This window comes from Mesotoga infera (assembly GCA_011045915.1).
GTDB classification, from domain to species: domain Bacteria; phylum Thermotogota; class Thermotogae; order Petrotogales; family Kosmotogaceae; genus Mesotoga; species Mesotoga infera_D.
This window is the reverse complement of sequence record DSBT01000378.1, coordinates 1-13,545: the sequence shown is the minus strand read 5'-3', so window position 1 is coordinate 13,545 and position 13,545 is coordinate 1. Positions and strand designations below refer to the sequence as shown.

Here is a 13,545-nt window from a genome sequence, read left to right as displayed (position 1 = left end):
TCTGGTGGATCGCTCCCGAAAAGGTGAAATGACTGTTTTTGCAACAATCTCCCTCATATAATAATAATACTCTACTAGATATGTCGATGGAGGTCCAGATGGAAATTCGGAAAGGTAATTATGTAGTAACAGACAATAAAGAGATGGTTCGCAGAGATCTTGTCAAACGCTTTATTCTTGATAATTCATACTGGGGGAAGAATCGAACCGAGCAGCAGATTGATAGATCTATTGATAATTCTCTCTGTTTCTCTCTGTTTCTAAATATTGAACAGATTGGATTTGCGAGAGTGATAAGCGATTTCGCTACCATGTACTATCTCGCAGATCTGTTTGTTTTGGAAGAATTCAGAGGAAACGGTCTTGGAAAATGGTTGGTAGAATGTGTTCTGACTCATGAGAAACTTAGAGGACTCAGAGGAATGCTAAATACAAAGGATGCGCACTCACTGTATGAGAAATTCGGGTTTAGCGTTGCAGAACCTCAAAGAACCATGATCAGGCTTCCTTAGAATCCATGTGTCTTCACTATGTATCATGCTGACGATGTTGGTCAAACTGGAGTTTGCGAGCAGCCGTTCTCATTTCTTGAAGAGTGCTAGCTCGCAAATAGAGATTTCTCAATTGTCTTTCCTCCAAAGAAGAAACACCCTCCTTCTCGAGAATGGTTTACCGTTGATGGTCAAAGTGCTTTCATAAGCGTTCATCGTTTTCTAGACTAGCGGATTTCTCTGCCGTGAAGCGACGCGTCAGCGGACTGATTTCCAAATCGCGTCCCGCCTATGCTTGTATCTTGATCTTCATACCTCTATTCTCTCACCTCTTATTCGCTCCCCCTTTTTCTCAATTTGCTGTCAGGAACCCAGGATCTAGCGTCGTCTCCTTATCTGCTATAATTACTTTTGTGAACTTGCTTGAAAGTGTGTTCGTTTACAAATGGACTTTTTATGCTTTGGCAAGAGATCATACTGGTGAGCTTTTTGGGGTGATTTCTATGGGATTGTTCGAAGGTGTTAGCAAGGTAATCTTTGTCTTTTCTTATGTCCTTTGGGCAGGAGGAGGGTTGCTTGTTTCAGTGTTCATGCTTCCTATGCGAGACCCCAGAACGGAAGCTAAGGTCCAGGGTTATCTCTATACTTTCTGGGAGACCATCAGAATTTCTGCGATAGCCATAACATTGGTTGTCGCAGGCGCCTCGATCTCGATGATATTTATCAATTCGGCTTCCACTATGTGGAGTCTGATGTTCTTTATTTCTGTAGCCCTAACTTCTTTTCTCTGGTATCGTGCAGACAGGGTTATAAGAAAAGGAGCCAGTGATCCCAGATCAATTATTGAGGTTGATAAGCGGAATTTCGAAAGATACCTGGTCTTCGCCGATTTCTTTGTTAGCCTTTCAATGGTTTCGGCAGCTTTTCTGGTACTATGATTGTTCTTCCAGCATTATTGAGAGTTCTTGAAGATCATTCTGCAAAATCTCTCTTTCTTCAATTATCTCCAGGAGTCTTCCTTCTGCCTGCTCCACGATCCTCTGCAGTTGCTGAAGCTTCTCATAGTCAGTCGCATATAGTCCCATCTTCAACTGAGCGCTTTCTAAATCCTTTGACAATGTCTCCTCTTCGTTATTCAGTTGTTGAAGCTTTTCGAGAATTGTCTTCTTTTTGTTGGATAGTCTCCGCTTCTCCTGAAAACTGAGCCTAGCCTCTTCATTGCCCGCTGAATTGACGTCTCTTTGGTTCCTCCTAAGATACTCTTCCACCGAGGATACAAATCTTAACTTCTGTCTGTCTATCATGAGAAAGTGATCACAGACGTTTTGCACAAACTCTCTGTCATGTGAAACAAGGATTATACAGCCCTCGTATTCCTTCAATACCTCTTCTAAACTCTCAATTGACCAGATATCAAGATTATTTGTCGGCTCATCCATGACAAGAACGTTTGGTCGAGAAAGAATCAGTTTTGCCAGAGCCAGCTTTGTTCTTTCTCCACCGCTCAATGATGAAATCGGTTTGAACACATCATCGCCCGGAAACCCGAACCTTCCTATATACTTTCTTACTTCGTAATCGGGTTGGCCACGCATCATTTGCCAAATCTCGGTGATCACATCATTTGAGGAATTGAGATCCTCGGTCAGCTGCGAAAGATAACCCCAACGAACGTTGTGACCCCACGTTATCTCTCCCATATATTCCTCAAGATTCTCTGTTATTATCTTCAGCAGGGTTGTCTTCCCGCTGCCATTGGGACCCAGAAGGCCGATCTTGGTCCGTCTGTGAATCTCTGCAGAAGAGCTACTTAAGAGTTTCCTGTTTCCAAAGCCGAATGACAGCCCATCGATCTTCAAGACCGAATAACCTGTCCTGTCTGGCTGGGGAAGCCTGAACTTGGTTGGTCTTATCTCTTCGTCAGGAATATCTACTGATTCTAACTGCTCTTTGAGCCTGTCTCTCTGCTTTTCTTTGTTTATTGCCTGTTTAATGAATTTTTCCTGGCCCCAGAGTCTATAACGTTTTGCAACAGCGTCCAGTCTTTCGATTTCCTTAAGGAGATTCTCTCTTGTTCTCAAGCCGCTTTTGACCATAATCTCTCTATCTGACTGATACTTGTCATAGGTCCCGGCGAAGTCCCACAGCGAGCCACCATTCAACTCCCAGAATCTGTTTCCAATGTTTCTGATAAGATATCTGTCATGAGTCACCACCAGCAAAGCGCCATTATAGTTCTTCAAGAAATTCACAAGCCACTCTGTCGATTCAAGATCGAGATGATTTGTGGGTTCGTCCAGTAACAGAAGATCGTAGTCGACAAGAAAGAGTTTTCCAAGAGAAATTCTTGTGAGTTCTCCCCCACTAAAGGTCTCAAGACGTCTATCCCAGTCTTGTTCAGAGAATTCCAGTCCCACTAGGATGCTTCTGACTCTTCTTTCGTAGGAGTAGTATTCCTCAGTGTCGGGAGGAATGCTGGATTTGTCCTGCATATAGTAGTCCATCAGGCTCAACTGCCCATCCGGGATTCTGCTTTGAATCTGATATCCGATCCGTACACTTGTAGAGTGAAAGATCTCTCCTTCAGTCGGCAGAAGGTCACCAGAGATTATTCTCATGAGAGTTGATTTTCCGCTGCCGTTCTTCCCCAGAAGGATTATCTTATCTTTCTTATCGATCGAGGTCGAGACTTCGTCGAACAGAAAGTCTTGACCATAATCATGTCCTACCTTACTCAAAGTTATCAGCATAGAGTTCCCTTTCTCATTCTCAGTCAGTCACAATGATACAACATCTGAGTCTGTTTTGAAGAATGGTTTTTTCAATAGAGACCACGCTTGGTGGACATGTGATATCTTTGATTATGTGAAATAATCGGGTGGTGCATTAGTTTGAAGCTCTGGCTTCCTTTTCTTATTGTTCTTACAGCATTTCTGGCGATATCATACATTTGGGGATTCAATTTCTTCAGAAGCCCAGATCAAGTCTTTCTGCAATATGAGAAGGCGATGCTGGATTACGCTATGCAGATTCGTCTTCAACAAGAGGCCGGTTCACGGGTGGGGCTTAGCGGTCACGAAATCGCTTTGCTCAGAGAGATGGCAATTGTAGAGCTTGAGGGGGACATGAAGAACCTGGTTTTGGATTTCCGAAGAGACTGGTCCGTAATGCAGCGTCATTACATCCAGTATGCGCGCCTTTCTAACAACTGGTTTGAGAACGGGCTGTCAGGTTCGATATATACTCAAGATGATCCGGAGTACAGCGGATATCTTGAACAATACGAGCTGCGGGATGACCCTGAGAGTTATTGCGTGATATTCATTCCGGAATCTTCTGATCAAAGCGTTTTCAGCGAGTTCAATGGAGCGCGGATTTATTTTCTACATAGAACTATATGGGGTTACAAGATCGAATGGAGCAAATCTTTAATAGATTTGATTCTCGGTATGGATATCTCATCTGTATCAGTGTGAAATGCAGTAGCGTTAAAGGTGAAACTTCTGTCTGCGAAGTAGTTGCTTCAGTATAAGTTGTAGCTATATAATCTCTTTGGTAATGACAGTCATCGCTCTGAGCACTTCTCAAACACAAGTTCTCGCTCTTTGCATGGGGTTTTCTGGTATCCTTTTATTGAAGGTATTTCATTCAGTTGTTGCCGGAGGAAATGATGTTATTGAAGAAAATGAGTGAAAGAAGAAGGGAAAAGAAGATAACAAAGACAGAAGGAAGAATCTCGAAATCTCAGAATGACAAAGAAAAGGAAAGACTTCTGAAAGCATTGGTCCGCCTAAAAGAAGAAAACGGGGATTTTGGTGGTGTCTTGAAAGCAACAATTGAGAGACTCGAGATTTCCATGAGTGAAGAGACATTTGAAGAACTAATCGATATTTGTGGAAAGACTGAGGACACTATAAGACATGCTTTTTCAAAGGAAATTTCCCGATTTGCTGGAGAATTCGAGGATAGCCTCTGGGGAAGAATGATTATCGGATTTTCTATCGAGAATTCTAAACCGGCTATAGATTTGGCCCTAGACTGCTATAGAGCGTCTCATAGACTGATCTTCGCGCAAGCAGCTCTCGATAAGATTGAGGAAGCCCTCACAAGTGAAAGCACAGAAGCTGTCTCTAGAATGAAAGAAAGCTATGTGACCGTAATGACTGAGGCGGGTGAGATCTCAAAGGAAGATCAACTGGATCTTCTGGAGAGAGCTATTCGCTTTGCACGCTCGACGATCGGTGACGAAATAATGTACCTGGATTTCGCAGTCAAGTACATAATTCTTTCTTCCGAGGAGAGAGATTCGCCGGAAGTTGTCAACGATTTAGTTGGGAGTATTGACAGATACATCGTTCTCTTTACAGGGAAAGAGGGGCTCTTGCTGGACAAACTGGATGCCATCTTGCCGAAAATCCAAGAGGTTGAAACAAGGGTACTTCTGCTTAAGAAAATGAGGGATATCGCCCGGCTGGTTTCCGACAAGAGATATGAGAAGTACGCAGATCCTTCTGACGAGGCAAATGATATTGAGGCGTTGAAGAAGAACTGTACTTCGTCCGAAATGAAGACCAAGACTAAGGATGCGAACAAGGCGGACCTTCAAATCCTGGTAAGGGACTACGAAAGACTGATCGAAGCCCTTGGGTCACCCGAAGAGAAGCTCGTTTACATAAGGAAATTGGGAACTTTTCTCAGGGACCGTCTCAAAGAGTACTACAGAGCGCTCGATGTCTTTGAAGAAGGGTTGAAGTTGAAAGGCGACGACATATCTCTTTGGCTTGTTAAGGGAATGACTCTGGAGAAGATCGCACGAAACGAAAGTGATCCAGATAAAGAGTCGATCTTTTGGAAGAAGGCGTACGATCACTATCATACAATAGCAGAGACTTTCGAAGAGCAAGAGGTGAAGCTTAGCGCAATTGAGAAATGTGCGATGATACATGCGGAAAGACTGACCGGCGTTTAGATTAACAGTAACTCTATCGGTCGTCGTGTTTCGGGGTGCGGCTTGAGATCCTCCAAAGAAGCAGTGTTGCTCGTTGGTGGAGCAAAGGGAATGGGTGGAATCAAATCTCTTGTCTTCGCTGCGTCGAATGTCGTGGTCGTTATTAGGGACATGGATGAAGAAGCTGTCGGTTCAGTACAGCAGTAGATAAGCGCAAATCTGAACCGATGACTCTCATTCGAGGAGCTAATGCTTCTTAGGATTAGGTAGAGAAGCTTGCTCGATTTTTGTGAGGTAGTCTGGCAAATCAACGTTTTGATTGACTATGCCTGCATCGATTTTACCGGAACACTTACTGAAAGGGTATCGATGACTGGAAAAGAGTAATTGACGTATGTCTTGCCGCTCGCACTTGATTATTGGATGTTGTGTCCTTATCTTTCGGCTTCTGGGCGCTCTAGTATATTTGACGTTTCATCGACAAGAGTGTTGATGTCGAAGAATGATTCGCAAAACCGTATTGGGATTCAAAGGGTTGCCTTTTGGTCTTGAGCGTTCACTGTAACCTGGTTTGTGACCAAGGATAGGATAAGGCGCGTGAGGCCTTGCCGGATTGATGTTGCCTGTCATTATCATCAGTCCTTAATGAAATGTTCCTGGCCGAGCGATATAGTGCGTAATCAAGATCCTCAAAACTGGAAGATACGGTAGAAACCGGATTCTTTCGAAGTGGTGATTAGGCCTCTTTTTTCACAGGTGAGAATTTTGCCGTGGATGGGCCAGGAAGATGACTTATTCCAATAGGAGTGGATGAGCTTGAACAAAAGACTGGATGGAAGAAAGGTCAAGTCCCTCGTTGAGATGCTCTCCGGGTATCATAGGATGAGGGGAAGTAAGGACTACAGCGAATCAATGTATTCCTTAATGGACTACCTTCTTCGAACCGGATTCCCGAAGGATAGATTTCATGTATTCGAGTATCCTGCCGACGGAGTTACCCAAACGGGAAACATTCTTTCTACACTGGCGTGGGAACCAGTATATGGAGAACTCTGGCTGGAAGAGCCTGAAAGGATTTTCGTAACTTCCACGGCGGTGACGAAAGTCTCCCTTGTTTCAGGAAGTGGAAGCAGTGATGGTTGGGAAACGTTCCCTCTTGCAATATATAACGGCAAGGGTAACTACTCGGGAAAAGCGGTTCTTGCGAACGATGATCCAGTCAAGGTCTTTCACAATGCGGTGGTCGAGGGCGGAGCGAGATGTCTTATATTGTGCCATATGAGAAAGGCCTTTGAGGAAATTGGCCGCAGTTTGAATGATTTGCCTCAAATAACTAATTACTTGACAATTCCCTATGACAGGAAATCTGCCGATCTAAATGCTGTAGCCTTTTCCGTTACCAAGGAAAAGTATGACATCCTCCTTAGTCACGCGAAAAGCGGGAATGCAGCGGTAGGATACAGAGTCGAAACTAAGATGTCAGAAGGTAACTTCGAGGTACTCCAGGTTGATGCCACCGGTTTCAAAGAAGGTCCAGACGTGCTAATAACCGCTCATTTGTGTCACCCTTCGCCTGGAGCCGATGATAATGCAAGCGGTGCGGCTCTTGCCACGGAAATCGCGAGGATCCTTAATGACGAGAAATTTCCATATTCTGTGAAGATTGCTCTTGTTCCCGAGTATCTGGGTAGTGTTCCCTACGCGCTTCAGCTTAAGGGGGAGAACAGGCTTCCAATATATACAATAAATCTCGACATGGTTGGTGCCGATCAGGATAAAACGGGTTCGACTTTTGTCCTTTCTGAAGTACCGCCATATCTTCCGCAGAGATGGGGTCGAATCCTGGAGCTGAATATCAGAAGACTATTGCCTTCAAACTCAGGATATCCGCTGAAGAGATTCGGAGAGATACCCTTCATGGCAGGGTCCGATCACTGTGCCTTCACTACCCTTGGAATACCTTCTCCGTTCATGGGTCATCTTCCTGACAGATTCTATCACTCCGATTTTGATACACCCCAGATGATGGATGAAGCGGAACTTGAATGGGTAGGACTTTCTGCTCTCAGAACTCTTGATCAGCTAATTAAGCCTGATCCTGATTTGCTTCTAGAAGTCAAGGGAAAAATGATTGGTGAGCTTTATCGTATCCTGAAAATGATAGCTGGCAGAGAAGGAAGTGACGACTTGTTCGATCTTCTCATCTCGAATTATGAGGGAGAGGTACTGAGAAGGAGCTTCAACGATTCAGGCAATCTACCTTCGTTGAGTCCGCTGGAGCCAGCTTTTGAAAGTTCTCTAGGTCTTGAATGGATCAAGACGTTTCCTCAGAATCTCAAAGACGAACTTGGGATAGATTTCGCAAGTATCGCAGACTTCGTTGTAGGAGGCGCTGCTGTGATTGGAGGAAGAGAGGCAGTCGAGCTTCTCGCCAGTGTGCATTATAGAGTTGAAATAGAGAAAGTGAGAGTGCTTACTGGCTGGATGATAGAGAGAGGGTTATTGAGATCATGAGTTTTAGGCGAATATGTCTAGTACTACTTCTTTTTTCAGTCACAGCGTTTACTTCCGCGAAATTCAAGCTCAAGGTAGAAAGCGGAGTCTCAATGCCATGGAACGGATCTCTTGAAATGGGAGGTTCGGAAAGTACGGAACTTCTCGAAAGAAATAGCTTTCGTGCATACTTTGTTCCGACTGTGGGATATGAGTTTTCTCAAGAACATTTGATGGAATTTAGCCTATCTCACTTCACTGTAAACAGCTCGTTTGAAGCAACAGGCACGGAAACTCCCTTTCAGTATGAATCGGCGTTCAGGCAGGATAGTATTTCTCTTACTTACCGTTATATTCTACCTGACCTGGATCGTTTCTCTCTTCAACTGGGCGTTCAGGGGAGGCTGTCATTTAAGCGGATCACTCTTTCCGGTTCAAGAGAGTACGATCACAAGCTAACGGATTTCTCTTTCGGACCTGCAGCTGATATTAGACTCAAGATGAACGATCGGGTCTTCGTTGGTCTGGAGATATATACAGGACTTGGAAGAGGGAATGGATTCGTCGATGTTTTTGCAGGACTTCACTTTGCAGGTCCGTTCTACTACATCAGAGTTGGTTCCAGATACTGGTCCGTGACGAACTCTTTCGATCAGAATCGACTGTCTCTTTCTTTCATAAACTTCGGCGCTCAGTTTAGCTCTAGCTTCTAGATTTCATTTTCCACAAAAGAAAGTGGGTCGAGTGAAGAGATTTTTACTATTCCGAGAATCGGAACACTGAACTTTTCAAGTAATGACCGTCCTTCTTCGAAAGTCTTTTCAATTACTGCTGCAAAGCCTACAAGAGAAGCTCCTGTCTTGTTCGAAAGTCTGGCCAGAGCCTCTATTGTCTTACCACTTGCAAGAAAGTCATCAACAATGATTACTCTGTCCTCACTTCCGAGATAGTCCAGGGAGATGTTCAGTTCCACAATCCCACCCTTGGTGTGTGAAGGAGCGGATTCGCTCAAATATCTTTGCATAGTTATCGGTCTCCGCTTTCGCGCGAAAACCAGCTGAGCTCCCAGACTGATGGCGGCCATTAAAGCGGGGGCAATTCCTGAACTCTCAGCAGTCAAAACCTTTGTCACTCCACAGCTTCTGAAAAATCCAGCAATCAAGTCACCTGCACTCTTCATGAGCATCGGGTCAATCTGATGATTCAAGAAGGAATCCACCCTCAAAATACCGTTGTCCATGACTGTACCTCTGTTCTTAACTGCTTCTTCTAGGGAGGAGAAAATCTCTTTTCTGGAAAGAATGACTTCGCCCATTGATCAACCTCCAGCAAGTATATGGTACTATGATCAACTATTTCTGTATCCGTTTCTTGAAGATGAAATTCCTTTTGTGTAAGGTATACTCGGTTGACAATCAGAAAGGAATGACCAATGATGGAAGATTCTAGAACCTAAAGGAAACAAGGGAATCCCATTTACGCTCCTCCAGGAAACGGTGACAAGTAAGCATTTGTTTGTTAAGGTTTCTTCAGGCGGACAATGAAATGTATAGTTGAACGTGTAGAATTGATGTAGGAGGTGGTCTAGTGAAGCGGAAGATAGCGGTAGTACTGATTTCGTTTATGATCGTTGCCACAGCATCTTTTGGAAGTTACTTCAATGCCAACAACGTTGGAGGCTCGGTAATCTATTTTCCTTTGCTTTTCGGAATTTTCTCGGTAAATGGATACTACAGAATGGGGTTCGAGGTCTTCAATGCTTCTCAAACCGGGAATTTGAGTTTCACTCCTACTATGTTATACGTTGGTCCTACAGTCTCGTATTCCGGTGCGCTCGGACAAATCTCCGGTCTAGAAGCCGGAATTGATGCGCGCATCCTTACCGGGGTTGAGAATCTCTCTTTCAACCTGTTTGGCAGGAGATTTATGCTTGCCCTTGGGCTGAGAGGGCAGGCCATGTACTCTTTCTTTCAGCCAACCGAGAAATTCAAGACGAGGCTCTCTCCGGAGATTAGCTTCATTGATGTTACCAGGATGACAGACAGGTTCAAGTTTTCGTTGTTCTTCTGGCCTCTTCCAGTACTTCTTGGTTTCGATATGTATTTCTAAAAAGAGAGCCCCGTTAAGGGGCTTCTCTTATTTTTGCACGAGTTTCATAGGTTCACCACAGCAGACCAACTCTCCGCCGCCTGCTTCCTTCACTTCAACCACATTTCCGCATATCTCGCATCTGTAGACTTCACCAATGTTCTTAACCTTCATGATTCCACTCTCCTTTTTTGAATTGAAAACCTTGTTGTCTAATCCACAGTCCAATCACTTGGAGGTGCAGACAATGGAAAGAGTATTTTTCGCGGTTCTCTTCACCTTGTTTATCGTGGCCGCTGCAAACGCGCTTTATCAGCAGCCAGAAGCCACTTTCACTAGCAACATTGAAAACGGAACCCTTGTCTATGGTGGTAGCGCAATGCTTGGCTGGGACGTCGTTGTCAGGAGCAACAATATTGCACTGAGCAATATCGACATATGGATTTCCAACAAAGATTCCGGAGCAAGAGTCGATCTAAGATCATCTCCATTCATCAATCTGGTCAGCTACAATCTCTACTTTGGAACATCTCCTACTCCTCAACTTTACGGGACAACGAGTTCAAATAGCTTCTTCATTGACAGGCTCTCACCTGACACAGTCTATTACTGGCAGATCGTGGCAATCGACAAGACTGGGAATAGATATCATGGTCCTATATGGTATTTTGAAACGAGATGATCATACCACTGGGTTTGGAGGTTCCTTTCCTTCGAGAACAGCGGCCACATTTCTCCCTACCATTATTGCCATTTCAGTTCTTGCTTCCTTCGTGGCAGATCCAATATGCGGAAGAAGAACTACGTTGCAGAGATCAATCAGCTCCTGAGGTACTTCCGGTTCCTCTTCGTATACATCTAGACCTGCAGCGGCCAATCTGCCGCTCCTGAGAGATTCTATAAGAGCTGTCTCATTAACAATAGGTCCCCTTGCAGTATTTATCAGAATGGCTCCGGTTTTTATCATAGAGAGCCTCTTTTCGTTTAACAAGTGATACGTCTCTCTTGTCAGTGGAACATGAAGAGATATGAAATCAGAGCTTCTTAGCAACTCTTCAAGGCTTAAATACCTTACGTCCAGCTTCTCTTCTTCATTCGATAGCAGCGGTTTCCTGCTGCAATATACAACATTCATTCCAAATGCCTTTGCTCTTCTTGCAACCGCCTTTCCAATTCTTCCGAGACCAATTATTCCCAAAGTCTTTCCCGAAAGAGAGGGACCGGTGAACAGGTCCGGTTTCCACCCAACAAATCTGTGCTCTCTGACAAACCTGTCAGCTTCCAAAATTCTTCTGCTGGTGGCCAACATTAATGACAACGTCAAATCCGCCGTGGCATCGGTGAGCACTTCAGGTGTGTTCGTTACTCTTATGCCCCTCTTACGTGCTTCATTGATGTCGATATTGTTGTATCCGACAGCGTAGTTTGCTATTACCTTTAGTCTTGGAAGTGATTCTAGAACCTCGGCGTCAACCTTGTCTGATAACAATGTCACAAGCGCCGCCGCATCTTTAGCTCTCTGAATAATCTCTTCTTTTTGAAGAAACCTGTCCTCCGTGTTCACTTCAACATCGAATTTCCTTAGTAGAAGAGTGCCTTCATCAGGGATCTTGTAAGTGAAGAAGATTTTGTCCATTGAACACCTCCTACGAAAATGATAACATCATTGCCGGCAACGAGGATCGGAAGGAGCTATCTCTCGGATCCTTTTTCGGCTCTTATTGAAATTTCTGAAGTATCTGACTCAATTATCACTTTCATCCCTTCCTCCAGAGATCCGTCGATTATCATATCGGCAATCGGCCCCTCTACCGATTTCTCAATCAACCTTCGAACCGGCCTGGCACCATATTCCCTGTCATAACCTTCTCTTGCCAGATACCCGAGCGCTTCCTTGCTTATTTCGACAGAAATTCTCTGTTCTGAAAGCCTTCTCTCCATTTCCGATATCCTCATTTTGACGATACCTTCCATAGCTTTTTCATCTAGAGGCCGGAAGAGCACAACGGAATCCAATCTGTTAATGAACTCAGGTCTAAAGGCTCTACGTAGACCTTCTTCCACAACTGCATGGGCTTGGTCCTTGTCGGCAATAGTCGCCAGTTGTTCCGAAGCCACATTGCTGGTCATGATTACTATTGTGTTTGAAAATGATACCGTCTTTCCTTTTCCATCAGTTAGACGTCCGTCGTCCATGACTTGGAGCAGCACATTGTGCACCTCTTTGTGTGCCTTTTCAACCTCGTCGATAAGCACAACCGAGTAAGGTCTCCTCCTAACTGCTTCGGTTAGTTGACCTCCTTCTTCGTATCCAACATAACCAGGAGGCGCACCGACAAGCCTGGAGACGGTGTGTTTCTCCATATATTCCGACATGTCGATCCTGATCATTGCATCCTCGCTGCCGAAAAGGATGAAAGCGAGTCTCTTGGCAAGCTCAGTCTTTCCTACACCGGTTGGTCCCACAAACAAGAAGGAACCCCACGGTCGGTGAGGGGCATTCAAGCCCGCTCTAGCGCGCCTAATTGTTTGAGAAACGATTTTTACTGCCTCTTCCTGATCCATGAATCTCTCATGGATTATTGATTCTAGGTCGCGAAGCTTTTCACGCTCGGATTGAAGCATCTTGCCGGCCGGAATTCCCGTCCACTGTTCAACTATGGAAGCTACCACAGTTGGCGTTACGGCCTTTCCAAATGACTCATCTGATTCCCATTTCTTTTTCTCTTCTCGAAACTCTCTGCTTTTTCTTTCGGCCTCCGTTTTGAATTCTGCAGCTGCCTGATACTCTCCCTTCTCTGCAAGTGAGGTTATCTGAGAGTCCAGGTCCTTTAGCTGGCGGTCGAGCAGTCTCAGTCTTTCGGGCATGTAACCAGTTTGAAGTCTCACAAATGAAGCCGCTTCGTCAACAAGATCTATTGCTTTGTCCGGAAGATAACGGTCTGTTATGTACTTCACGCTAAGGTCGACGGCTGTCCTTAAGGCATCATCTTCGATTTTTATCTCATGATGCTTCTCGTAAGTAGATTTGAGTCCTTCAAGAATTTTATAAGTCTCCTCAGGGGTCGGTTGATCGACCATTACAGGCTGAAAACGTCTTTCGAGTGCCCTGTCTTTCTCAATGTACTTTCTGTATTCATCAAGAGTTGTCGCACCGATGCATTGTAGTTCGCCCCTGGCAAGAGCCGGCTTCAAGAGATTTGCAGCATCCATAGATCCCTCGGCCGAGCCAGCACCTACAACGCTATGGATCTCATCGATGAACAGGATCACTTCACCGGAGAGTTTTCTCACCGAATCGATGATGTCCTTCATTCTCTCTTCGAATTCTCCTCTGAATTTGGTTCCGGCGACCAGTCTACCCATATCCAGAGCCAAGACGCTCTTGTTATTCAAGTATTCGGGAACATCGCCACTCACAATACGCTGAGCCAAACCTTCTACAATTGCGGTTTTTCCTACTCCAGGTTCTCCGACGAGCGCGGGATTGTTCTTGGTTTTTCTTCCAACAATCTGTATTACCCT

General features: G+C 44.7%; 13 protein-coding genes. 8 read left to right on the top strand and 5 right to left on the bottom strand.

The genetic code is table 11. From position 1 onward, the window contains the following. The first annotated feature begins 86 nt into the window (after nucleotides 1-86). Entirely contained in the window at nucleotides 87-512 is a 426-nt protein-coding gene (locus ENN47_12340) for an N-acetyltransferase (protein HDP78938.1), read from the top strand. 482 nt (nucleotides 513-994) lie between these two features. Further along, a complete protein-coding gene (locus ENN47_12335; GenBank protein HDP78937.1) occupies nucleotides 995-1,429 on the top strand; it encodes a hypothetical protein in 435 nt (144 codons plus the stop codon). Here the strand turns inward: ENN47_12335 and ENN47_12330 are convergent. Then, nucleotides 1,424-3,241, bottom strand: coding sequence for an ATP-binding cassette domain-containing protein (locus tag ENN47_12330; protein HDP78936.1), 1,818 nt, complete (start codon nucleotides 3,239-3,241; stop codon nucleotides 1,424-1,426). The genes ENN47_12335 and ENN47_12330 overlap by 6 nt on opposite strands. Before the next feature lie 141 nt (nucleotides 3,242-3,382). On the opposite strand from ENN47_12330, the gene ENN47_12325 reads away from it, so the two are divergent. The 4 genes from ENN47_12325 (at nucleotide 3,383) to ENN47_12310 (ending at nucleotide 8,645) form a co-directional block, all read left to right on the top strand. Further along, nucleotides 3,383-3,967 carry a hypothetical protein gene (locus ENN47_12325; GenBank protein ID HDP78935.1) on the top strand — a complete coding sequence of 195 codons (585 nt, stop codon included), beginning with the start codon at nucleotides 3,383-3,385 and terminating at the stop codon, nucleotides 3,965-3,967. A 194-nt stretch (nucleotides 3,968-4,161) separates the two neighbouring features. Beyond that, nucleotides 4,162-5,460 carry a hypothetical protein gene (locus ENN47_12320; protein HDP78934.1) on the top strand — a complete coding sequence of 433 codons (1,299 nt, stop codon included), beginning with the start codon at nucleotides 4,162-4,164 and terminating at the stop codon, nucleotides 5,458-5,460. Between the two features lie 795 nt (nucleotides 5,461-6,255). Beyond that, nucleotides 6,256-7,953, top strand: a complete 1,698-nt coding sequence (locus ENN47_12315) for a DUF4910 domain-containing protein (protein ID HDP78933.1) — start codon at nucleotides 6,256-6,258, stop codon at nucleotides 7,951-7,953. Next, nucleotides 7,950-8,645, top strand: a complete 696-nt coding sequence (locus ENN47_12310; protein HDP78932.1) for a hypothetical protein — start codon at nucleotides 7,950-7,952, stop codon at nucleotides 8,643-8,645. Before ENN47_12315 ends, ENN47_12310 begins: the two co-directional genes overlap by 4 nt. Here the strand turns inward: ENN47_12310 and xpt are convergent. Then, entirely contained in the window at nucleotides 8,642-9,247 is a 606-nt protein-coding gene (xpt, locus tag ENN47_12305; protein ID HDP78931.1) for a xanthine phosphoribosyltransferase, read from the bottom strand. The two genes, ENN47_12310 and xpt, sit on opposite strands and share 4 nt — an antisense overlap. Nucleotides 9,248-9,519: 272 nt before the next feature. Between xpt and ENN47_12300 the strand changes: the two genes are divergently transcribed. Continuing rightward, a complete protein-coding gene (locus ENN47_12300; protein HDP78930.1) occupies nucleotides 9,520-10,041 on the top strand; it encodes a hypothetical protein in 522 nt (173 codons plus the stop codon). Nucleotides 10,042-10,068: 27 nt separating this feature from the next. Here the strand turns inward: ENN47_12300 and ENN47_12295 are convergent, their stop codons facing one another. After that, on the bottom strand, nucleotides 10,069-10,194 hold the full coding sequence (locus tag ENN47_12295; protein HDP78929.1) for a desulfoferrodoxin FeS4 iron-binding domain-containing protein: 126 nt from the start codon (nucleotides 10,192-10,194) through the stop codon (nucleotides 10,069-10,071). A gap of 73 nt (nucleotides 10,195-10,267) precedes the next feature. Between ENN47_12295 and ENN47_12290 the strand changes: the two genes are divergently transcribed. Next, the gene (locus tag ENN47_12290) at nucleotides 10,268-10,702 is read left to right on the top strand and encodes a hypothetical protein (GenBank protein HDP78928.1); all 435 of its coding nucleotides are present in this window, start codon (nucleotides 10,268-10,270) and stop codon (nucleotides 10,700-10,702) included. Here ENN47_12290 and ENN47_12285 read toward each other — a convergent pair whose 3' ends face one another. Next, entirely contained in the window at nucleotides 10,703-11,656 is a 954-nt protein-coding gene (locus ENN47_12285; GenBank protein HDP78927.1) for a D-glycerate dehydrogenase, read from the bottom strand. 56 nt (nucleotides 11,657-11,712) lie between these two features. Beyond that, the coding region (locus tag ENN47_12280) for an ATP-dependent Clp protease ATP-binding subunit (protein HDP78926.1) at nucleotides 11,713-13,545 on the bottom strand (1,833 nt) is incomplete at its 5' end.